General features: G+C 71.3%; 21 protein-coding genes. 12 read left to right on the top strand and 9 right to left on the bottom strand.

Translation table 11 applies throughout. The annotated features are described in order from the left end of the window. Window positions 1-281: 281 nt before the first annotated feature. Window positions 282-1,295, top strand: coding sequence for a tryptophan--tRNA ligase (trpS, locus tag ACFY8O_RS04245; protein WP_145803887.1), 1,014 nt, complete (start codon window positions 282-284; stop codon window positions 1,293-1,295). 90 nt (window positions 1,296-1,385) lie between these two features. After that, complete coding sequence (locus tag ACFY8O_RS04240) at window positions 1,386-1,976, top strand: 2'-5' RNA ligase family protein (protein WP_145803885.1); 591 nt, start codon at window positions 1,386-1,388, stop codon at window positions 1,974-1,976. 161 nt (window positions 1,977-2,137) lie between these two features. Here the strand turns inward: ACFY8O_RS04240 and ACFY8O_RS04235 are convergent, their stop codons facing one another. Together ACFY8O_RS04235 and ACFY8O_RS04230 are read right to left on the bottom strand one after the other, a co-directional pair. Beyond that, window positions 2,138-2,896: a decaprenylphospho-beta-D-erythro-pentofuranosid-2-ulose 2-reductase gene (locus ACFY8O_RS04235; RefSeq protein ID WP_387898658.1), complete on the bottom strand. Its 759-nt coding sequence runs from the start codon at window positions 2,894-2,896 to the stop codon at window positions 2,138-2,140. Window positions 2,897-3,005: 109 nt separating this feature from the next. Next, the gene (locus ACFY8O_RS04230) at window positions 3,006-4,355 is read right to left on the bottom strand and encodes an FAD-binding protein (protein ID WP_387898655.1); all 1,350 of its coding nucleotides are present in this window, start codon (window positions 4,353-4,355) and stop codon (window positions 3,006-3,008) included. 128 nt (window positions 4,356-4,483) lie between these two features. On the opposite strand from ACFY8O_RS04230, the gene ACFY8O_RS04225 reads away from it, so the two are divergent. Beyond that, window positions 4,484-5,428 carry a YihY/virulence factor BrkB family protein gene (locus tag ACFY8O_RS04225; protein ID WP_387898652.1) on the top strand — a complete coding sequence of 315 codons (945 nt, stop codon included), beginning with the start codon at window positions 4,484-4,486 and terminating at the stop codon, window positions 5,426-5,428. On the opposite strand, the gene ACFY8O_RS04220 is transcribed toward ACFY8O_RS04225, so the two are convergent. Next, window positions 5,376-6,626, bottom strand: a complete 1,251-nt coding sequence (locus tag ACFY8O_RS04220) for a D-alanyl-D-alanine carboxypeptidase family protein (protein ID WP_387898649.1) — start codon at window positions 6,624-6,626, stop codon at window positions 5,376-5,378. The two genes, ACFY8O_RS04225 and ACFY8O_RS04220, sit on opposite strands and share 53 nt — an antisense overlap. A gap of 121 nt (window positions 6,627-6,747) precedes the next feature. Between ACFY8O_RS04220 and ACFY8O_RS04215 the strand changes: the two genes are divergently transcribed. From ACFY8O_RS04215 to ACFY8O_RS04205, 3 genes are all read left to right on the top strand, one after another. Then, window positions 6,748-7,053: an SCO4848 family membrane protein gene (locus tag ACFY8O_RS04215; RefSeq protein ID WP_387898646.1), complete on the top strand. Its 306-nt coding sequence runs from the start codon at window positions 6,748-6,750 to the stop codon at window positions 7,051-7,053. A 75-nt stretch (window positions 7,054-7,128) separates the two neighbouring features. After that, entirely contained in the window at window positions 7,129-8,421 is a 1,293-nt protein-coding gene (locus ACFY8O_RS04210; protein ID WP_387899572.1) for a metallophosphoesterase, read from the top strand. Between the two features lie 128 nt (window positions 8,422-8,549). Then, entirely contained in the window at window positions 8,550-10,103 is a 1,554-nt protein-coding gene (locus ACFY8O_RS04205; protein WP_145803873.1) for an ABC transporter substrate-binding protein, read from the top strand. Here the strand turns inward: ACFY8O_RS04205 and ACFY8O_RS04200 are convergent. The 6 genes from ACFY8O_RS04200 to ACFY8O_RS04175 all read right to left on the bottom strand — a co-directional run bounded on the left by ACFY8O_RS04200 (window position 10,090) and on the right by ACFY8O_RS04175 (window position 15,160). After that, the gene (locus ACFY8O_RS04200) at window positions 10,090-10,833 is read right to left on the bottom strand and encodes a TetR/AcrR family transcriptional regulator (RefSeq protein WP_387898642.1); all 744 of its coding nucleotides are present in this window, start codon (window positions 10,831-10,833) and stop codon (window positions 10,090-10,092) included. The two genes, ACFY8O_RS04205 and ACFY8O_RS04200, sit on opposite strands and share 14 nt — an antisense overlap. Window positions 10,834-11,014: 181 nt before the next feature. Then, window positions 11,015-11,791, bottom strand: coding sequence for a succinate dehydrogenase iron-sulfur subunit (locus ACFY8O_RS04195; protein WP_387898640.1), 777 nt, complete (start codon window positions 11,789-11,791; stop codon window positions 11,015-11,017). Then, on the bottom strand, window positions 11,791-13,545 hold the full coding sequence (gene sdhA, locus ACFY8O_RS04190) for a succinate dehydrogenase flavoprotein subunit (RefSeq protein WP_145803869.1): 1,755 nt from the start codon (window positions 13,543-13,545) through the stop codon (window positions 11,791-11,793). The genes ACFY8O_RS04195 and sdhA overlap by 1 nt, the downstream gene beginning before the upstream one ends. 30 nt (window positions 13,546-13,575) lie before the next feature. Beyond that, window positions 13,576-14,058 (bottom strand): succinate dehydrogenase hydrophobic membrane anchor subunit, encoded by a 483-nt coding sequence (locus ACFY8O_RS04185; RefSeq protein ID WP_145803868.1) that lies wholly within the window; start codon window positions 14,056-14,058, stop codon window positions 13,576-13,578. A 5-nt stretch (window positions 14,059-14,063) separates the two neighbouring features. Next, complete coding sequence (sdhC, locus tag ACFY8O_RS04180) at window positions 14,064-14,444, bottom strand: succinate dehydrogenase, cytochrome b556 subunit (RefSeq protein WP_014154475.1); 381 nt, start codon at window positions 14,442-14,444, stop codon at window positions 14,064-14,066. Between the two features lie 167 nt (window positions 14,445-14,611). Then, entirely contained in the window at window positions 14,612-15,160 is a 549-nt protein-coding gene (locus tag ACFY8O_RS04175; RefSeq protein ID WP_145804817.1) for a 2-oxo-4-hydroxy-4-carboxy-5-ureidoimidazoline decarboxylase, read from the bottom strand. Between the two features lie 385 nt (window positions 15,161-15,545). On the opposite strand from ACFY8O_RS04175, the gene ACFY8O_RS04170 reads away from it, so the two are divergent. From ACFY8O_RS04170 to ACFY8O_RS04145, 6 genes are all read left to right on the top strand, one after another. Beyond that, window positions 15,546-17,132, top strand: coding sequence for a family 20 glycosylhydrolase (locus tag ACFY8O_RS04170; protein ID WP_387898635.1), 1,587 nt, complete (start codon window positions 15,546-15,548; stop codon window positions 17,130-17,132). 115 nt (window positions 17,133-17,247) lie between these two features. Continuing rightward, window positions 17,248-18,120, top strand: coding sequence for a DUF4328 domain-containing protein (locus ACFY8O_RS04165; RefSeq protein ID WP_387898633.1), 873 nt, complete (start codon window positions 17,248-17,250; stop codon window positions 18,118-18,120). Between the two features lie 73 nt (window positions 18,121-18,193). Next, complete coding sequence (locus ACFY8O_RS04160) at window positions 18,194-18,700, top strand: hypothetical protein (protein ID WP_387898630.1); 507 nt, start codon at window positions 18,194-18,196, stop codon at window positions 18,698-18,700. A gap of 117 nt (window positions 18,701-18,817) precedes the next feature. After that, the gene (locus ACFY8O_RS04155; RefSeq protein ID WP_387898627.1) at window positions 18,818-19,414 is read left to right on the top strand and encodes a hypothetical protein; all 597 of its coding nucleotides are present in this window, start codon (window positions 18,818-18,820) and stop codon (window positions 19,412-19,414) included. 424 nt (window positions 19,415-19,838) lie between these two features. Further along, window positions 19,839-20,522 (top strand): RNA polymerase sigma factor, encoded by a 684-nt coding sequence (locus ACFY8O_RS04150; protein ID WP_387898624.1) that lies wholly within the window; start codon window positions 19,839-19,841, stop codon window positions 20,520-20,522. Continuing rightward, window positions 20,522-21,607, top strand: a complete 1,086-nt coding sequence (locus ACFY8O_RS04145; RefSeq protein WP_387898621.1) for a hypothetical protein — start codon at window positions 20,522-20,524, stop codon at window positions 21,605-21,607. The genes ACFY8O_RS04150 and ACFY8O_RS04145 overlap by 1 nt, the downstream gene beginning before the upstream one ends. Window positions 21,608-21,723 lie beyond the last annotated feature (116 nt).

Raw genomic sequence — 21,723 nt, 5'->3', positions numbered from 1 at the left:
GATCTCCGTTCGTCGTGCGGCGTGGGCGGGGGTGGTGCCCACTTTGTATCGTCGGTCGGATCCCGGACGGGGAAACCTTCTCCGTGCGGCGCGCCTCCGGCCGCAGTCCCGGCGAAGGCCCTCACGAGGGGCGCCCGGCGCCTCCGGTCCGCCCGCGGGAACCCTGTGGGCCCGGCCTCCGTCCGCAGGTCCGTGGCCGGCCGGACAGTGCCCCGCGCCGCCCGCGGATCTTTCCCGCACCGGCTGCCGGAGATCGGTTCCACACCTGAGACAATGGGTCCATGGCCTCTGATCGTCCCCGCGTGCTCTCCGGAATCCAGCCCACCGCAGGCTCGTTCCACCTCGGCAACTACCTCGGTGCGGTCCGCCAGTGGGTGGCGCTGCAGGAGTCCCACGACGCCTTCTACATGGTGGTGGACCTGCACGCGATCACCGTCCCGCAGGACCCGAAGGAACTCCGCGCCAACACCAGGCTCGCAGCCGCCCAGTTGCTGGCGGCCGGTCTCGACCCGGAGCGCTGCACGCTCTTCGTCCAGAGCCACGTCCCCGAGCACGCCCAGCTCGGCTGGATCATGAACTGCCTCACCGGGTTCGGCGAGGCGTCCCGCATGACGCAGTTCAAGGACAAGTCCGCCAAGCAGGGAGCCGACCGGGCGACGGTCGGCCTCTTCACCTATCCGGTCCTCCAGGTGGCCGACATCCTGCTGTACCAGGCCGACCAGGTCCCGGTCGGTGAGGACCAGCGCCAGCACATCGAGCTCACGCGCGACCTCGCCGAGCGTTTCAACGGCCGCTTCGGCGAGACGTTCACCATCCCGGCGCCGTACATCCTCAAGGAGACGGCGAAGATCTACGACCTCCAGGACCCGGCGGTCAAGATGAGCAAGTCGGCGTCCACGCCGAAGGGCCTGATCAACCTCCTGGACGACCCGAAGGTCACCGCCAAGAAGGTCAAGAGCGCCGTGACGGACACGGACACCGTGATCCGCTTCGACGCGGAGAAGAAGCCCGGCGTCAGCAATCTCCTGGGCATCTACTCCACCCTCACCGGCACCACCGTCGCGGATCTGGAACAGAAGTACGAGGGCAAGGGGTACGGCGCGCTGAAGACCGACCTCGCCGAGGTCATGGTGGAGTTCGTCACCCCGTTCCGGTCGCGGACCCAGGAATATCTGGACGACCCGGAGACCCTGGACGCCCTGCTGGCCAAGGGAGCGGAGAAGGCCAGGACCGTCGCGGCCGAGACGCTCGCCCGGACCTACGACCGGATGGGCCTTCTGCCCGCGAAGCACTGAGTCCAAGGACCCTGGCGAGATCACGGCCGAAGGGGCCACACTGGCGTCGGCACGACCGAAAACCGACCATCGACGATTGAGGAGAACGCTGTGGGGACCGTAACGCTTGGCGTTTCGATCGCGGTCCCGGAGCCTTACGGCAGCCTGCTCCAGGAGCGGCGCGCGAGCTTCGGGGACCCTGCCGCGCACGGCATCCCCACCCATGTCACCCTCCTCCCGCCGACCGAGGCCGAGGCGGCCGACCTGCCCGCGATCGAGGAGCACCTCTCCCGGATCGCGACGGCCGGCCGCCCCTTCCCGATGCGGCTGTCCGGCACGGGCACCTTCCGCCCGCTCTCGCCGGTCGTCTACGTCCAGGTGGTCGAGGGCGCCTCGGCCTGCTCCTGGCTCCAGAAGCGGGTACGGGACGCCTCCGGGCCCCTGGTGCGGGAGCTGCAGTTCCCGTACCACCCGCACGTGACCGTGGCGCACGGCATCGCGGAGGAGGCGATGGACCGCGCGTACGAGGAGCTCTCCACGTACGAGGCGGCCTGGACCTGTGGGTCCTTCGCGCTGTACGAGCAGGGCGCGGACAGCGTCTGGCGCAAGATCGACGAGTTCCCGTTCGGGGCGGGCGGCGGCACGCCCGCCGTACCGGCCCAGGGCGGCAGCTCGGTGGACCAGCCCTCCCTGCGCCCCTGAGCCTGGCCCTCGGCCGGTCCGGGCAGTCCGCCGGACCCACCTCGGCCTGATCCGGCCGCCCGGACTCACCCACCGGTACGCAGAGCCGCGCGAACCGCCCCCGCACCGGCGCGACCCGCGACGGCGGGGCCCCACCGCTTGCACCGGCCCGCTCGCGCGGCCTACCGCACCGGCAGCCGCCTGAAGAGCGGCCGGGGCACGTGCCGCAGGGCGGCCATCACCACGCGCAGCGCGCCGGGCACCCACACGGTCTCCGAGCGCCGCCGCAGCCCCGTCACGATCGCGTCCGCGACCGCGCCCGGTGTGGTGGCGAGCGGGGCCTCCTCGCGCCCCGCCGTCATGCGTGAGCGAACGAAGCCGGGCCGGACGACCATCACGTGCACCCCGGTCCCGTGCAGCGCGTCTCCGAGCCCCTGCGCGAAGACGTCCAGCCCCGCCTTGCTGGACCCGTAGATGAAGTCCGCGCGCCGGGCGCGTTCCCCGGCCACCGAGGAGAGAACCACCAGCGAGCCATGGCCCTGCGCCTGGAGTGCGCCGGCGCACACGAGCCCTGCGGAGACCGCCCCCGTGTAGTTGGTCTGCGCCACATGGACCGCGGAGAGAGGCTCCTCCTCGTCGCGCGCCTGGTCGCCCAGGACGCCGAAGGCCAGCAGCACCATGTCGATGTCGCCCTCGGCGAAGAGTTTCCCGAGCACCTCCTCGTGCGAGGCCGGATCGAGCGCGTCGAAGGCGACGGTGCTGACGTCGGCGCCCAGCTCACGGAGCTCGGCCGCGGCCCGCTCCAGGGCCGGGGAGGGGCGGCCGGCCAGCCGGACGGCCCGGGTGCGGCGGGCGATCAGCCGCCGCGCGGTGGCCAGGCCGATCTCCGAGGTGCCGCCGAGGACGAGCAGGGACTGCGGAGCACCGAAGGCGTCCTTCACGGGATAACTCCTAGCGGGGTGGGCAGAGCGGTGGCAGTGCGGTCGAGGAACGGCTACGGACGGGGGAGCGGGCCAGGACCTTCACGCGGACCCGGACGCGCGGGGTGGGTCAGAGCGCGAGCCTGCGTGCCAGGTCGGACCGGAAGGCGCCCGTCGGGTCCAGCTGCCCGCGCAGGGCCCGGAAGTCGGCCAGCCGGGGATACATCGCCTCGACCAGCTCGGGCCGCAGCCGCGCGTCCTTCGCCAGACAGACCCGCCCGCCCGCGGCGGCGACCTCCTCGTCGAGCCGGTCGAGCAGCCGGGGCAGGCCCGGCAGACCGGCGGGCAGCCCGAAGGAGAGCGTCCAGCCGGGCGTGGGGAAGGAGAGCCAGCCGGGCCCCGCGTCCCCGAACCGTTCGAGCACGGCGTGGAACGCCGGGCAGCGGCGCAGGGTGAGCCGGCGGACGACCCGGTGCAGGGTCTCCTCCCCGTCCTGTCCGACGGCGAACTGGTACTGCAGGAAGCCGCCCCTGCGGGGGACGCGGTTCCAGCGCGGTGCGGCGTCCAGCGGGTGGAGGAAGGTGGAGATCCGCTGCAGCTCCCCTATGCGCACCACGGGGGCACGCCGGTGGCGGAGCCCGTTCAGCAGCCCGGTGACGGTCCGGCCCGCCAGCCCCTCGGGCAGCAGCGCGGCCCCGGTGGGCCGTCTGCCGGGGCGGAAGCCGAGCGTTGTGCGCCGGGCGTGCGCCGGGAGCGCCTCCAGGGGTGCGTGCGCCCCGCGGGTGACGACGGCACGACCGGCGGCCCGCCCGGGTGCCGTGAGATCGACCCAGGCCGAGGCGTACGGCGTGCGCTCCCCGCACGCGGCGAGCCGGGCCAGGGTCTCGTCCAGGCCGGCCGTCCGTGCGGTGTCGACCACCATCAGGGCGGTGCTGACCGGCCGCAGGCCGAGGGTGGCGGAGAGGACGACTCCGGTCAGCCCCAGGCCGCCCACGGTGGCGTCGAACAGGTCGGTGCCCGGCAGCACCGTGCGCACCTCGCCGTCGGCGGTGAGCAGCTCCAGGGAACGTACGTGCCGGCCGAACGAGCCCGAGGCGCGGTGGTTCCCGCCGTGCACGTCGGCCCCGATCGCTCCGCCGACCGTGACCCGGGCGGTCGCCGGGGTGACCGGGACCGACCAGCCCAGCGGCAGCAGCGTCTCCGTCAGCCGGTGGAGGCTCACCCCGGCGTCGCAGACCACCGTCCCGGCCGCGGCGTCGACGGACCGGATCCGGTCGAGCGCGGTCATGTCGATCACGGAGCCGCCGCCGTTCTGTGCCGCGTCGCCGTGGGCGCGGCCCAGGCCGCGGGCGACGACCCCCCGGGGCCCGCGGCCCCGCACGGCGACCACGGCCTCCTCGTACGTACGGGGGCGGAACCGCAGGGCGGTCGTCGGGGAGGTGCGGCCCCAGCCGGTCAAGGACACCGTGTCGACAGACATGTTCGTGACCGTATCGCCAGGGAAAACCCTTTTGAGGGATTTGTTACAGCACTCACCGAAATGGATGATTGCTGGTCCGGGGGAACGAGGACACCGGTTTTCCGCGTGCGGAAGGGTACGCGTAGGTCATGGACTGGCTGAAGAAACTTCCTGTCATCGGGCCGCTCGTCGCTCGGCTGATGATGACGCACGCCTGGCGCTCGTACGAGACGCTGGACCGCGTCCACTGGAGCAGGCTCGCCGCGGCGATCACCTTCCTCAGCTTCCTCGCGCTCTTCCCGTTGATCGCGGTCGGTGCCGCGATCGGCGCCGCGCTGCTCTCCGAGGACCAGCTCGACACGATCGAGGACAAGCTCGCCGAGCAGGTGCCCGGGATCTCGGACCAGCTCGGTATCGACAACCTCGTGGCCCACGCCGGCACCGTGGGGGTGGTCGCTGGTGCGCTGCTGCTCTTCACCGGCATCGGCTGGATCGGCTCCATGCGGGACTGCCTGCGCGCCGTGTGGGAGAAGGACGACGTGGACGAGGGCAATCCGATCGTCCGCAAGCTCAAGGACGCCGGTCTGCTGTTCGGCCTCGGCGGCGCCGCGCTCGTGACCCTCGCCGTCTCCACCGGCGCCTCGACCGCCATCGGCTGGACGGCCGGCAGGCTGGGCATCCCCGAACACGGTGTGGGCGGGATCCTGCTTCAGGTGGCCGCCGTGATCGTGGCGATCTTCGCCGACTTCCTGATCCTGCTCTACCTGCTGACCCTGCTGCCCGGGGTGGAACCGCCGCGCCGCCGCCTGGTCGTGGCCGGGCTGGTCGGCGCGGTCGGGTTCGAGCTGCTGAAGCTGCTGCTCGGCAGCTACATGCGGGACGTGGCCTCGAAGAGCATGTACGGCGCCTTCGGCGTGCCGATCGCGCTCCTCCTGTGGATCAACTTCAGCGCGAAGCTGTTGCTGGTCTGCGCGGCCTGGACGGCGACGCCGAGCAAGGAGGAGGCGCGCAGGAGCGCGGACGACGGCGCCGGGCGGGACGTCAGCGACGAGGAAGGCGGCGCACCAGGTCCGGCAGCGGCCAGCGCCGGTTGACCAGGAACGCCCCGGCCGCCAGGAGCAGCAGCACCCCGCCGGCCACCGACAGCGCGGTCCAGATCCCGCCGCCACCTGCGGCGGCGGCGTGCGTGGCCGTCGCCGCCTGCTTCTTCCTGTCGGCCTTGTCCGCGCCGGCCGCCGGTTCCGAGCCCTTCGCGGTGCCGGTCACGGCGGACTTCGGCGGCACGAGCTCGCCGACCGGGGTGACCTTGCCACTGGCCGCGAAGCCCCAGTCCAGGAGGCCGGCGGCCTCCTTGTAGACCGCGTGGCTCTCCTCCGACGACGGGTTCATCACGGTCACCAGGAGGACCGTGCCGTCGCGTTCGGCGATGCCCGTGAAGGTGTTGCCCGCATGGGTGGTGTAGCCGTTCTTGACCCCGGCGATGCCCTTGTACGGGTCGACCCCGATGTCCCCGGTGATCAGTCGGTTGGTGTTCTGGATCTCGAAGGTCTCGCGCTTCTTGCCCTTCTTCGCGCCGGGGAACTTCGCCGTCGCCGTGGCGGCGTACTCGCGGAAGTCGGCCTTCTGCATCCCGCTCCGGGCGAACAGCGTCAGGTCGTACGCGCTGGAGACCTGGTTCGGGGCGTCGTAACCGTCGGGTGAGACCACCCGGGTGTCGAGGGCCTGGAGCTCCTCGGCGTGCCGCTGCATCGCGGCGACCGTCGCGGGCACACCGCCGTACATCTCGGACAGCACATGGACCGCGTCGTTGCCCGAGCGCAGGAAGACGCCCAGCCACAGGTCGTGGACCGTGTAGGTGTTGTCCTCCTTGACCCCGACGAGGCTGCTCCCCTCACCGATTCCGGCGAGTTCGTCCTCGGTCACCATGTGGGTCAGGGACTTCGGCTGCAGGGCGGGCAGCACGGTGTCGGCGAAGAGCATCTTCAGGGTGGAGGCGGGCGGCAGCCGCCAGTGCGCGTTGTGCGCCGCGAGCACCTGCCCGTTCTCCGCGTCGGCGACGATCCACGACCGTGCGCTGAGGTCCTTCGGCAGGACCGGTGCGCCGGGGCCCAGCTCGACCTGGGTGCCCTCCTGGCCCAGCCGCTTGCCGCCCACGGTCGACATCGGACCGGTCGGCTTCGGCTGTTTGTCGTCGGTCTTGTCCTTGTCCGCAGCCCCTGCGGGACTGACGACAGATACGGACAGCAACGCAGCAGAGAGGACCGTCAATACGGTCTTTTTCAGAGCAGGCACGGTCGGAAACGTACAGGGCGTTGCTGGGGATCGGGACCCGGATGGCCGGACCCGCCGTGCATACCGCCGGGACAGCCCACCCCGTGCAAGCGGACGGGAGCCCGGCGGCGATACTGGTGGCATGAAGCTCAGCCGCCCCGTTTCCTGGTTCCTGCTCGTCTTCGGAGCGTGGAGCTGGGTCATCTGGGTCACCTTTGTCAAGAACCTGTGGAAGGACGGCAGCGGGCTCGCGTTCGACGACGCGGGCGACCCGACCGCGTACTTCTGGGTCCATCTCCTGCTCGCCGTCACCTCGTTTCTTCTGGGGACGGCTGTGGGGGTCATCGGGTTCCGTGGCGTCAGGGCCCTGCGCCGCGAGGCCGGTGGCGGTCGCGGCCGTGAAGGCGGCCGGGACGACGCGGACGAAGGTGTCCGCGCAGGCGGATGACGGGCCGGACGCGGGTGGGCGTCCGGACAGGATCGTTTCAGCGGGGGAGCGTACGTGGTTGTCGTCTTCGTGCTCATGGCGGTCGCGGTTCTCGCGCTGCTCGCCTTTGTGCACCGCTATGTGTGGCGCCGGCTGATCGGTGACACCACACGGCCGGGGAGCGCCGCGCGCCGTGCCGGTACCGTCGCCGCGTTCGTGCTGCCGCTGCTCTCCCTCGGCGCCCTCACCTCCAGCCGCGCCGGAGTCCCCTTCTGGCTGCAGCAGGTGCTGGCCTGGCCCGGTTACCTGTGGCTGGCCGCGCTGCTCTACCTGACACTGGCCCTGCTGGCCGGCGAGGCCGTGCGCCCCCTGCTGCGCCGCGTGCTCGCCCGCCGTGACCGGGCGGCCGGGGCGGAGCCGGCCGAGCGGAGCGCTGCCACGGTCGCGGCCACCGCCACCGCCACCGAAGCCGCCACCGAGACCGAAGCCGGGGCCGGTCCAGGCAGCACCCGGACGGACGTTGCGCGCCGGGCCGACGCCCCCGCCGCCCCGGCCGTCGCCGACCCCTCGCGCCGGCTGTTCGTCGCCCGCGCCGTCGGCGGGGCCGCCGCGCTGGCCGGGCTCGGCACGGTCGGCCACGGCACGTACGGGGTGCTGCGCGGCCCGCGCACCAAGCGGCTCACGGTCCCGCTGGCCGGGCTTCCGCGTTCCGCCCACGGTTTCCGGATCGCCGTGGTCAGCGACATCCACCTCGGCCCCGTCCTGGGCCGCGCCCACACCCAGCGCATCGTCGACGCCATCAACGCCACGAGCCCGGACCTCGTCGCCGTCGTCGGGGACCTGGTCGACGGCTCCGTCGCCGACCTCGGGCCCGCCGCCGAACCGCTCGCCCGGCTGGAGTCGCGCCACGGCAGCTACTTCGTCACCGGCAACCACGAGTACTTCTCCGGCGCCGCCGAATGGGTCGAGCACGTACGCGAACTCGGCATGCACCCGCTGGAGAACGCCCGCGTCGAGATCAGCGGCTTCGATCTCGCCGGCGTCAACGACGTGGCGGGCGAGAGCGAGGGCCAGGGCCCCGACTTCGCCCGCGCGCTCGGTGACCGCGACCGCAGCCGCGCGTCCGTCCTCCTCGCGCACCAGCCCGTCGTCATCGACGAGGCCGTGAAGTACGGGGTGGGCCTCCAGCTCTCCGGCCACACCCACGGCGGTCAGCTCTGGCCCGGCAATCTGCTGGCCGAACTCGCCAACCCCACCGTCGCGGGCTACGAGCGTTACGGCGACACCCAGTTGTACGTCTCCCGTGGAGCGGGCGCCTGGGGTCCCCCCGTGCGGGTGGGCGCGCCCTCCGACATCACCGTGGTGCAACTCGCCTCCCACCAGGCATGACGTGAACCTGTGAGCCGCCCTCCCCGGCTTCCGGATGTGAATATCGTGTGATTGAGTGAGGGGGAACATGCGGCGATGTGCCTCTCTGCGCACATGAGCCGGGGTGGGTTGTTAAGGGAGCACGGCACATGCGGTCGATCCGTCTACGGATTCTCGCGATTCTGGTGGTACTGGTCGTCGCGGGAGCAGGTGCCTGGCAACTGCTCCCCTCGGACGAGGAGAACGAGTCCCCGATCACGGTGGGCACGTCGGACGAGGTCACCTCGCTGGACCCGGCGGGCGCCTACGACGCGGGCTCCTGGGCGATCTACAGCAACCTCTACCAGTCCCTGATGACGTTCAGGTCCGGGGCGGTCGTCCCGGAACCGGACGCGGCCGAGAGCTGCGGGTTCATCGGTGAGAAGCTCCAGACCTACCGGTGCACGCTGCGCGACGACCTGACCTTCTCCAACGGCCGCAAGATCACGGTGGCGGACGTCAAGTACTCCTTCGAGCGGATGCTCAGGATCAAGGCGGACGTCGGGCCCTCGGTGCTGTTCCCGAGCCTGAAGACCGTCGTGACCGAGGGCCGCACGATCACCTTCAACCTCTCGGCGCGCGACGCGACCTTCCCGCAGAAGCTGGCCACGGGCGCCGGGTCGATCGTGGACCCCACGCACTACCCCGACGACAAGCTCCGCACCGGGAACCAGGTCGACGGCTCGGGACCGTACACCCTCACGTCGTACACACCCGGGGTCGCCGCCGAGCTGGTGCCCAACCCGGCCTACAAGGGCGCCCTGAAGAAGACCGGGGGCCCGGTCGACATCCGCTACTTCGACGGTTCCGAGGCGCTCCAGGCGGCCTGGGCGGCCGGCGACGTCGACGTCACGCACCGTCAGCTGCCCTCCGAGCAGCTCGCCGAGCTGGACCCGGGCGCCACCGACATGCGCGTGACCGAGGCCGACAGCGCCGAGATCCGCAACCTGGTCTTCAACGTCCGCAAGGACTCCCCCCTCTCGGACAAGCGCATCCGCCAGGCCATCGCCTGGCTGATCGACCGCGGGCCACTGGTCGCCGACGTGTACCGGAGCACCGTCGACCCTCTCTACTCGCTGATCCCGCAGGGCTACATCGGGCACAGCACCCCCTTCTTCGATGCCTACCCGGAGCCGGACCCCAAGCGCGCCAGGGCCCTCATGGAGGAGGCCGGCGCGAAGCTTCCGCTGCCCCTCACCTTCGCCCACCGCGACGACGACGCCAACAAGGAGGAGTCCGCCGAGCTGGTCCGCCAGCTGGAGAAGGACGGCCTGTTCGACGTCACGGAGAAGGCCGTCGAGTGGCAGGCCTTCCAGAAGGGCTACGCCGCCGGCGAGTACGACGCGTACACCGTGGGCTGGCTCCCCGACTTCCCGGACCCCGACACCTTCAGCCAGCCGCTGGTCGGCCGCGACAGCTCGCTGCACAACGGCTACGTCAGCGCCAGGATGGACGCCCTGATCTCGGCCACCCAGCAGTACAGCGACCGCGGCCGGACGTCGGCGGACTTCAAGGAACTGCAGCAGCTGGTCGGCGAGGACGTGCCGCTGGTCCCGCTGTGGCAGAAGAAGGACTACGTCGTCAGCAAGCAGAGCGTGTCCGGCTCCCAGTACCTCTCCGACGGCACCGGGATCTGGCGGCTGTGGGAACTCAGCTGGATCTGACGTCCTGGGCGCCGCGTGAGCCGGCGCCGGGCAGGAACTCCACCAGCACGTCGTGGATCTGCCGCACGAGCGGGCGCAGCACCCGGAAGCGGGACAGCGCGATCGCCCGTGCGGCCAGCGGCGCGGTGCGCTCGACGAGACGGCGGCTGCGCTCGGTGTCCTCGGAGCGGTCGTAGACCCAGAACAGCACCAGGCCCATCTGCATCAGCCACATCAGCTGCGGCAGCAGCGCGGCCAGTTCCGGGTCGGCCTTCGCGTCGGAGCCCGACAGGCACCGCTCGTGCAGGGCGACGACCGCCTCGCGCGCGTCGGCGGACTCCCGCGAGAAGGGGGAGAGCGGGCTGTCCGGGTCCGCCGCGTTCTTGAAGAACTGGGCGGCGAAGCGGTGGTACGGGCCGGCCACGTCCAGCCAGCACAGCAGCAGGCCCCTGATGCGCACGGCGAGATCGGGGTCCCCCTCCAGCACCGGCTGCACGGCGGCGGCGTGCTCGGCCGCGAGCCGGTCGTAGAAGCCCTGGACCAGGTGCTCCTTCGAGGAGAAGTAGTAGTAGGCGTTGCCGACGGAGACGCCCGCCTCCTGGGCGACGGCCCGCATCGTGGTGCGGTCGTAGCCGCGCTCCTCGAAGAGACGGAGCGCGGTCTCCAGGATCAGGGTGCGGGTCTGCTCGCTCTTCGGCGCCTTGGACTTCCGGGCCGCCCGGTCCGCCGCGTTCTTCTCTTCCATCACCACATGCCCCAGGCTATCCGGGAGTTCCGGTGGTGCCCGCCGCCCCCGGCGCCGGTGAGCGGCCGGGACCTCACGCCACGGCCGTACGACCCCCCGCCACGGGCCCGCCGGGGCGGACGCGCGAAGAGGCCCCGTCCCCCGCACGGAGCGTGCGGGGGACGGGGCCTCCCAGGTGACGCGTGGATCAGAAGCGACGCGTGATCAGCGCGCGCTTCACTTCCTGGATCGCCTTGGTGACCTCGATGCCACGCGGGCAGGCGTCCGTGCAGTTGAACGTCGTGCGGCAACGCCACACACCGTCACGGTCGTTGAGGATCTCCAGCCGCTGCTCCCCGGCCTCGTCACGCGAGTCGAAGATGAAGCGGTGCGCGTTGACGATCGCCGCCGGGCCGAAGTACTGGCCGTCGTTCCAGAAGACCGGGCACGAGGACGTGCACGCGGCGCACAGGATGCACTTGGTGGTGTCGTCGAAGCGCTCACGGTCCTCGGGGGACTGCAGGCGCTCACGCGTCGGCTCGTTGCCCTTGGTGACGAGGAACGGCATGACGTCGCGGTAGGCCTGGAAGAACGGCTCCATGTCGACCACGAGGTCCTTGAGGACCGTGAGGCCCTTGATGGCCTCGACCGTGATCGGCTTCTCCGGGTTGATGTCCTTGATCAGCGTCTTGCAGGCGAGCCTGTTCTTGCCGTTGATCCGCATCGCGTCGGAGCCGCAGATGCCGTGCGCGCAGGAGCGCCGGAACGTCAGGGTGCCGTCCTGCTCCCACTTGATCTTGTGAAGGGCGTCGAGCACACGCTCCTTCGGGTCGATCGAGATCTGGAAGTCCTGCCACTCGGCCTCCTCGGAGACCTCGGGGTTGAAGCGGCGGATCCGGAACGTCGCCGTGATGTACGGGGTGTCGGCGAAGCCGGCCTCGGGCTCGGGGGCCTTGTCCGACTTCTCCAGGGTGGGGGTTGCCATCAGTACTTACGCTCCATCGGCTGGTAGCGGGTCGTGACGACCGGCTTGTAGTCGAGCCGGATCGACTCGGTGCCGTCGTCCGCGACCTCGCGGTACGCCATGGTGTGGCGCATGAAGTTGACGTCGTCGCGGTTCGGGTAGTCCTCGCGGTAGTGACCGCCGCGGGACTCCTTGCGGGCCAGCGCGGAGGTCGCCATGACCTCGGCCAGGTCGAGCAGGTTGCCCAGCTCGATGGCCTCCAGCAGGTCGGTGTTGAACCGCTTGCCCTTGTCCTGGATCGACACGTCGAGGTAGCGCCTGCGCAGCTCGGCGATCTTGTCGACCGCGGTCTTGATGGTCTGCTCGGTGCGGAACACCATCACATTGGCGTCCATGCACTCCTGCAGCTCCGTGCGGAGCTGGTGGACCCGCTCGGTGCCGGTCGAGTTGCGCAGCCGCTCGACCTGATCCTGGACCAGCTGCGCCGGGTTCTCGGGAAGCTCGACGAAGTCGTTCTTCGCGGCGTACTCGGCGGCGGCGATGCCCGAACGGCGTCCGAAGACGTTGATGTCGAGCAGCGAGTTGGTGCCGAGGCGGTTGGCGCCGTGCACGGAGACACAGGCGACCTCGCCGGCGGCGTAGAGGCCCGGGACGACGGTGGTGTTGTCGGCCAGCACCTCGCCCTCGACGTTGGTCGGGATGCCGCCCATGGCGTAGTGCGCGGTCGGCTGGATCGGGATCGGGTCCGTGTAGGGCTCGATGCCGAGGTACGTACGCGCGAACTCGGTGATGTCCGGGAGCTTCGCGTCCAGCTGCTCCGGCGGGAGGTGCGTGAGGTCGAGGTAGACGTGGTCGCCCTCGGGACCGCAGCCGCGGCCCTCACGGATCTCCGTGTAGATGGAGCGGGACACGACGTCACGGGACGCGAGGTCCTTCATGACCGGCGCGTACTTCTCCATGAAGCGCTCGCCGTCCTTGTTGCGGAGGATGCCGCCCTCACCACGGGCGCCCTCCGTCAGCAGGATGCCCATGCGCCAGATGCCCGTCGGGTGGAACTGGAAGAACTCCATGTCCTCCAGCGGCAGGCCCCGGCGGTAGCAGGCGGCCTGGCCGTCACCGGTCAGGGTGTGCGCGTTCGACGTCACCTTGAAGAACTTGCCGGTGCCGCCCGAGGCGTAGATGACCGACTTCGCCTGGAAGACGTGGATCTCGCCGGTGGCCAGCTCGTAGGCGACGACGCCGGCGGACTTCTTGACGCCGTTCTCCTCGACGACCAGCTGGTCCAGGACGTAGAACTCGTTGAAGAACTCCACGCCTTCCTTGACGCAGTTCTGGTACAGCGTCTGGAGGATCATGTGGCCGGTGCGGTCGCCCGAGTAGCAGGCGCGACGGACGGGGGCCTCACCGTGGTTGCGGGAGTGACCGCCGAAGCGGCGCTGGTCGATCTTGCCCTCGGGCGTACGGCCGAACGGCAGGCCCATCTTCTCCAGGTCGAGGACGGCGTCGATGGCCTCCTTCGCGAGGATCTCCGCGGCGTCCTGGTCGACCAGGTAGTCGCCGCCCTTGATCGTGTCGAAGGTGTGCCACTCCCAGTTGTCCTCCTCCACGTTGGCGAGCGCGGCGGCCATGCCGCCCTGCGCCGCGCCCGTGTGGGAGCGGGTGGGGTAGAGCTTCGTCAGCACGGCGGTGCGGCTGCGCTTCGTCGACTCGATGGCCGCGCGCATGCCGGCGCCGCCGGCGCCGACGATGACGGTGTCGTACTTGTGGATCTGCATGGTTTTCCTCTGGTCCCTCTGTCCCGGCGCCTAGCGGATGTTCGGGTCGAAGGTGAAGATCACCAGCGTGCCCAGCAGGACGGTGAACACCGTTGCGGTGTACAGGAGCATCTTCAGCCAGAAACGGGTGTTGTCCCGCTCGGCGTAGTCGTTGATGACCGTACGGAGGCCGTTGGCGCCGTGGAGCATGGCGAGCCACAGCATCGCCAGGTCCCAGACCTGCCAGAACGGCGAGGCCCAGCGGCCCGCGACGAAGGCGAAGCCGATCTTGGAGACGCCGCCGTCCAGCACCAGCTGGATCAGCAGGTGGCCGATGACGAGAACGACCAGCACGATGCCCGACAGGCGCATGAAGAGCCAGGCGTACATCTCGAAGTTGGTGCGCGAGCCCTTGGGGGTCTTGCCCGTGCGCTTGCGCGGGGGCTCGATGACCGGGGCCGGGTTGTCGGCGTCGTAGAGGCTCACGGCCTCGACGTCACCGATGGCCGACGACGAAGAAGTCTCGGTGGACATTGGCCTCAGCTCCCGAAGACTTCACGTACGGCGTGGCCGAGGACGGGGTACAGGGCCCCGACCATCAGCACGATCCAGATACCGAGGACGGTCCAGAGCATCTGCTTCTGGTAGCGCGGGCCCTTGGCCCAGAAGTCCACGGCGACGATGCGGAGACCGTTCAGCGCGTGGAAGAGGATGGCGGCCACCAGGCCGTACTCGAGCAGCGCGACGAGCGGGGTCTTGTATGTGGCCACGACGTCGTCGTACGCCTCGGGGGAGACACGCACGAGAGCGGTGTCCAGGACGTGTACGAACAGGAAGAAGAAAATGAGGACACCGGTGACTCGATGAGCCACCCAGGACCACATGCCTTCCCGGCCGCGGTACAGCGTTCCAGCCGGCACGGAAGAACCCTCCGGGAGCGGGGATTGGGGTCGGCCGGCTTGACTGTCGGTCTGACCCGGCCGGGTACGGTCCACCGGCCCCGGCCATCGTAGCGACGCTTTGTCGGTTCCATGGCGGCGGGGCCTGGCGGTGTGATCAAAGTGGCAATCAAACAGGCACGGACGGGCTACTGAGGGTCATATGCCACCGGGGGGAACGGGTCGGGTGTCCGGCCCGCCTCCGTCACCAGCTCGATGATGCGGCCCCGGGCGAGTCGCCGCATCTCCTCCGCGGTCAGGGAGCGCTCCTCGTCCGGTTCGTGTGCCAGCCGGGTGCGGATGGCGGCCAGCACCTGGTCGACGTGGAGGGAGGGCCGCAGGCCGTCGAGGCAGATCACGAAGACATGGCCGAAGCGGCTCTCGTACGCGGCGTGCGCGGCGCGCAGCGCCAGATGGGCGGCGCGGGGCGCCTCGTGGTGCAGACAGGGGGCGCTCTCCGCGGCGAGCGCCTCGGAGATGTCCGCGGGCGCGAGGTCGTAGCCCGCCTCGTCGGAGGCGGCGAGCAGGGTGTCCATGTCCGGGTACGGCCGGTGCGCGGCCAGCCGCAGCGCCCAGCGGTGACTGCCGCAGCACTCCAGCAGGGCGGCTTCGGCCAGCTCCCGGGGCCAGGCGTTGAAGCGGGCGAGGCCGCTCGAGTGGGCACTCCCGCGCGTACTCACGGACACTGGTTCCGGAATGGAGGCCTCCGCCGAGGCCTCCCCGGCGGCCGGGGCGGTGCCCCGGCTCTGTACGGGTACGGCCGTCCGCCCGGTCTGCCGCTGTGGTTCCGGCAGGCCTGCGTGGGACTCGCTGGACCTGGACAGCGGGACTCCTCGAATGAGTGACATCTGTGACCCTGGAGAGGGTTCCGAGAGCGACGAGGTTGCGTGGGGGGTGGAGGTGAAGATCGGTTCGTGTTGCCGTCAACGCTAGCGAGGCCGCGTGACGAGTGACTGAAGGAGGCGCGAAATTCACCCGCACGGGAGAGTTTCGGAACGCTTGATGGACGCTCCAGTGGGGGAAATGCCTGACTTTCTCATCTTCTTTGATCTGTTTTTCCCCCGATCCGGAGGTTTCTGACCGATGTCGCCTTCACGTGGACCCCTGGTGGCCGGCGCGGCCGTCGCGGCGGCCGCAGCCGTCACCCTCACCGTCGTCGTCTGGCCCGAGGGCTCCGGCTCCGGGACGCAGAACGGGCCGGCGTCCGCGGCCCGCGCCTCCGCCTCACCGTCGCCCAGCCGGAGCTATCCGCTCTCCACGACGCCGCGGACGATACCCGCGGTGCGCGAGCACACCCCCGCCCGCGGCCCCGGCTGGAAACCGGCCAAGGACAGCACCGTGGTGGCGGCCGACCCCGGACTCACCGACGAGGCGAAGCTGCTCGCCCGGGAGCTGAAGATCAGCTACGGGGGCGAGAAGGACCCCGGAGTGGGTGACGTCCAGCTGGCGCTCGCCCCCTCCGGCAAGGGCGGCCCGGAGTCCTACACCCTCAGGACCGCCGGGGACCGGGTCACCATCAGCGGGACCGGTCAGGCCGGGGTCTTCTACGGGACCCGCACGCTCAAGCAGTCCCTGAACGCCGACGGCTCCATGCCCGAGGGCGTCGTCCGTGACACCCCCGACCGCCCGCAGCGCGGCCTCAACCTCGACATCGCGCGCAAGCACTACTCCGTGGACTGGATCGAGAGCCGGCTGCGCGAGATGGCCGACCTCAAGCTGAACCAGCTCGGACTGCACTTCTCCGACGACCAGGCCTTCCGCATCGAGTCCGACACGCACCCCGAGGTGGTCTCCGAGCAGCACCTCAGCAAGGCCGAGGTACGCCGGATCGTGAAGCTGGCCCAGAGCCTCCACATCACCGTCGTCGGCGAGATCGACTCCCCGGGACACCTGGGCGCCGTCCTGCGCGCCCACCCCGACCTCCAGCTGCGCAACACCCAGGGCGTCGCGCGGCAGGGCGCCATCGACATCTCCAAGTCCGCTTCGGCGAAGATCGTCGACGACCTACTGAACGAGTACGCGGAACTCTTCCCCGGCGACTGGTTCCACGTCGGCGCGGACGAGTACCAGGCCCTGACCGTGAGTGATCCGGCCGCCTCCTACCCGCAGCTGGCCACGGCCGCGCGGGAGAAGTACGGCGAGGGCGCCACGGTCCAGGACCTCACCGAGGGCTGGCTGAACGACCGGGCCGCGGTGATCCGGAAGGCGGAGAAGATCCCCAAGGCGTGGAACGACGGCTTCTTCAGCGGCGGTACGGTCACCGCCCACAAGGACATCGAGGTCGAGTACTGGACGGGCAAGGAGATCGGCGCCCGGCCGCCCCAGGAGTACCTCGCGGAGGGGCGTGACGTGATCAACCTCAACGACGAGTACCTCTACTACGTGCTCGGCGAGCCCAACGACTTCACGTATCCGACGGGTGAGCGGATCTACGAGCAGTGGACCCCGTTCGTCCTGCGCGGCACCGAGCCGGTGGCGGAGCGCTACTCGAAGCAGATCCTGGGCGGCCGGTTCGCGGTCTGGGGCGACCTGCCGAACGCGCAGACCCAGGAGCAGGTGGCCGAGGGGATCCGGATGCCGCTGAACGCCGTCTCGCAGAAGCTGTGGGACCCGCGGGAGCCGAAGCTGACCTGGGCCCAGTTCGAGGAGCTGGCCGACAGCACGCGATGAGCGACGCCTGAGACTCTTCGGGCTCGAAGCGCCGCGCGCCCCGGGAAGGGGCGCGCGGCGCCGTCGTCCCTCCGCGCCCTGCGCGCGGGAGGACCCGAACCCCGGGGGCCTCGTCATGCTCTGTCTCACCTGCGGCACAAGACCTGTCGTCACCGCCGACGGGCGCTGCCGCGGCTGCGCCATGCTCAGCCGGCGCGCCCCCGGCGGGCTGATGCCCGCGGCCTCGACACCGCCCGGAGAAGGGTGGCACCGGCTGCGCTCGCCCGGAGGGCTCGCGAAGGCCGTGATCGTGTCCCTGTCCGCGGTCATCGCCACGGACCTGCTGGCCGTGGCGGTCGGGCTGTACTACCGCGGGTTGCTCGGCGACGCGCTCACCGGTGACGGGAGCGACCTCGACGACGCGGAGGCGCGCGGGGCCGACCTCCTCTACGCAGAGGCCGGCAGCCTGCAGATGCTCGCGATGCTCGCCACCGCTGTCCTGTTCATCATCTGGTTCCACCGCGTCCGGCGGAACGCCGAGGTGTTCGACGCGAGCCGGCAGCCCATGAGACCCGGCTGGGCGATAGGCGGCTGGTTCGTGCCGCTGGCGAACTTCTGGCTGCCGCGCCGGATCGCCGGCGGGATATGGTCCGCGAGCGCCGGGACGGGCCCGGAGGGCGCCGGGCCCCCGGTCTCCAAGGCGCCGCTCCACCTCTGGTGGGGGTTCTGGGTCTTCTCCCTCCTCCTCACCCGGTACGCCGGGCGGGTGTACGAGCAGGCCATGACGGGGCGGGAGATCGTCGACGCGGTCACCACGACCGCGGTGGCCGACGTCGTCGACGGCGTCGCGGCGGCGCTCGCGATCGTGTTCGTCCACAAGCTGACCCGCATGCAGCGGGAGCGCATGGCGCTCGGGCCGGCCTCGCAGGCCTTGCCCCAGGAGGGTTCACCCGGCTCATCGGGCGCCGCCGGCCCGGTGAAGGCGCCGACGGGTCCTGCCGCGCCGTAGTTGACCCGATTTCGCGCTTTCCCGCGGTCTCCGGTGGGCAGAATGGCACCCCGGGCCGCGGGGGGAGCGAGACGTGGGTTTCTGGGGCTGCTATCTGGTGGGCCGCAGCGGTGAGCCGCTCATCGGCCACCCCGCGCTGCGGGACGCGCGCGAGCGGCTGACGCTCAGGGAGTACCGCGCGGACGGCTGGCAGGTATGGGCCCACCCCACCGAACCCTCGCCGGGCAGCATGACCGCGCTGGCCGATGCCGCGCGTGCGCCGGTGCTCCTCGGGTTCGTCATGGACGGCGTCTGCGTGGCGGTGGAGGCGGCGGCGCCGTACAGCGGCTCCTGGTACGCCTGTCTGGGCCGGGCGCCGATGGCCGCGCGCATGGACCGCGACGGCATGACGATCGAGGACTTCTTCCTGCTGCCCGAGGACGCGGCCCAGCGCGCCGTGCAGTGGGCGGCGGAATCCGGCCATGGCGTCCTCGAAGGGCCTCTGCTCGAACTGCTCCGCGTCGACTGGCCGGAGAGATCCGGGGAGGAACTTTTCTTCATATTTCTGGACCGCCTGGGCATCGAAAGGCTGCCCGGCTGACTCCCGCAGTGATCCTCCGTGTCGGCAGAGTGACGCTTTTCGGCCATCGGGCGCTGTAAGCGGTAGCGGGAAGCGATGCGCTCCCGTGGGACCGAGGCACGGATGGGGGAGGTGTCGATGAGTCTGCTGGAGCTGATCGCGGACGCCGACGAGCGAGGTCTGGCGGCGAGTGGGCTCGCCTGCCTGGACCGCTGTCTTCCGCCACCGGAGGACGGGAGTGACCCGGAACCGCTGCGCCCGCTCTGGGCGGGCTGCGAGACCGGCGCCGAGTGGGCCACCCGGCTCGACGCGGTGCTCGCGGGGCTGGGACCGGCCGGTTCCGGTGCGCCGGGGGCCGGCGACACGACGACCCGGGTGGTCGCCCTGCTCCATGACGCGCCCCGGAACTTCGAGGCGGCACCGCTGCGCGCGTGGGCGGACGCCTGTTCGCTCCTCGCGCTGGACGTGCACGGGCGGTTCGACTTCCCGTCGGCGACGGACCCGGACGCGCTGAACCGCTGCCGCGAGGGCGGCCCGGTGTACGGCGGCCCGCTCCTCGTCGGTGAGCTCCGCCGTCAGGCCGAGATCCTGGAGACCCTCTCCGAGGGGACGGAGACGGCCGGCGGTGCGACGGGCCTGCGCAGGGTCATGGACCTGTCGGTCGAGGGCCGCAGGGTGCTGCGCGCGGTGATGTCCCGCCGTGCCCGTGGCCGGACCCGGCCCGGCGCGCCCTGAGGTGACGTGATGAGGAGCCGGTGGTGAGGAGGAGCGGGGGAGGGCCACTGCCGGGGCCGCCATCCTCCCGGCCGTCCCGCGTCGCCGGCCGCGAGGGGTCCGCGCCGGGCGCGATCCGCGCGGAGCGAGCCTCCGAGGACTCGCGGCCTGCCCGGCCGGAGCCGGGGAGGACGGAAGGACGGCCGGGGCCGCCACCCCCCACAGGAGAGGCCCCGGCCGTCTTCCACAGGGCCGCAGGGCGACCCCGTACTCATCTCAGCGCCACAGGTGCGTTTTCTGTCACACCTCACTGGGTCAGGAGACAGTTGCGGGTTGTACAAGTCATGGACGGGGAACCGTCCGACCACGTAGCGTGCTGATTCGCGCAGGGTGGCGCAGCAGCGGTGACCAGCTGCGATTGAGATCAGCAGGGCGGGTTGAGGGAGTGCTGGGGGACGACGCGGAGCTGACCGCCGCGGTGCTCGCGGCACAGGACGGGGACGAGGACGCCTTCCGGACTGTGTACCGCGCTGTGCATCCGCGGTTGCTGGGATACATACGGACGCTGGTCGGTGAACCGGACGCCGAGGACGTGGCCTCCGAGTCCTGGCTCCAGATAGCGCGGGACCTCGACCGGTTCAGCGGGGACGCCGACCGCTTCCGGGGCTGGGCGGCGCGGATAGCGCGCAACCGTTCGCTCGACCACATACGCATGAGGGGCAGGCGGCCGGCGATCGGCGGGGACGAGAGCGAGCTGGCCGGCGAAGCGGCGGAGTCCGACACGGCGGGCGAGGCGCTGGAGTCGATGGCCACCGGACGGGCCATGTCGCTCATCGCGCAGCTGCCCCAGGACCAGGCCGAGGCCGTCGTGCTCCGCGTGGTGGTCGGGCTCGACGCCAAGAGCGCGGCCCGGACCCTGGGCAAGCGGCCCGGCGCCGTGCGTACGGCTGCCCATCGCGGACTGAAGCGGCTCGCGGAGCTGCTCGGCGCGGACGCCGGCCCGGACGACGAGCTTCCGCTGGTGGCCAAGGAACTCGGCGCCGTACCCGCGCAGAGGCCCGGCCGTCAGGGCTCGGCGGCGCCCGCCGGTGTGACGCATTCGCGTCCGTGGACGCAGAAGGACATGTGATGGCCGACGAGCAGCATCAGTGGCTTGACGTGAACGCGGCGGAGATGTTGCTCCGCGGCGATGCCGTCGAGCCCGTCGGCGAGGATGCGAGAGCCGAGGCCCGTCGGCTCGAGGAGGCTCTGCGCGCCCTGCGGGCGCCGGAAGCCTCTGGCGCCGAACTCCCCGGTGAGGCAGCCGTGCTGGCGGCCTTCCGTGAGGCGTCCCGTGGCGGGGAGCGTAGCGGATCGGTGAGCGCCGCGGGACCTGTGGGACGGCAGGAGGCGCCGCACACCGTACGCATCGGGAACGCGCCCCAGGTGCCGGTGCGGCGCCCTCGCTGGACCCGGCCGGTGCGCCTCGGTCTCGCCGTCTCGCTCGCCGGGTGTGCGCTCGGCGGGGTGGCGGTCGCCGGCGGGACGGGCATGCTCCCCACGCCGTTCGGCGGTCACGGCCCCGCCGCGCCGGCCGCCTCGGTCTCGGCAGCGGCGACCCCGGAGGAGCTGGGCGCCGAGTCGCCCGGCGGCGGGGGACCTTCCGCGCCGCCTTCCCGCGTCCCCGGAGTGCCCACCCCTCCGGTGCCGTCGGAGACGCCCGGCGGCGCGGCCGGGGGGACGGCGGACGCCGACGGGCAGGACGGTGCCGGCGCGACCGGCCGCGACCGCGACACCGGCGACAGCGGGGACGGCACCCAGGACGGCACGGACGGGCGGACGCCCGGGGAGTCGGCGGCGGAGGTGTACGCGCGGTCCGTGAGGGCCTGCCGGGGTTATCGGAACGACAACCTGAGTGAGGAGGACGAGCGCCGCCTTCTCGAACTGGCCGACGGAGAACGCAATCTGGACCGCTTCTGCGACCGGCTCCTGGACGGGGAGGGCCGGGGCGAGCAGGGCGGCGGGGGCGGTGGCGCCGACGAGGACGACGGCAAGGGCGACGGAGGGAAAGGGGACGGCTCCGAAGGCAACGGATCGTTTCCCCCGGTCCTCTTCCGCACGCAGTCCCCGGACGGTACGCGCCCCTTGGAGGCCACGCGGTCCCCGGACGGCACGCGCCCGGACGCCGCACCGTCCCGCGGCCCGGCGTTCCTGCTCTCTTCCGTACCGCGCTGACCTGCGCGGACGTGGGCGCTGTAACGTTCTTCGGCGGTCCGGCGCAGTAGAGATTGCCGACTGGTCATCGGCCGCGCAATGAGCCGGGGTTCCCCCCGTACCTTCGGCTCAGCGCA

Origin of the sequence: Streptomyces argenteolus (assembly GCF_042902585.1) — a bacterium.
In the GTDB taxonomy this organism is placed as follows: Bacteria; Actinomycetota; Actinomycetes; order Streptomycetales; family Streptomycetaceae; genus Streptomyces; species Streptomyces argenteolus.
Note: the sequence above shows the minus strand (reverse complement) of the source record. Positions and strands in the feature narration are given on the sequence as shown.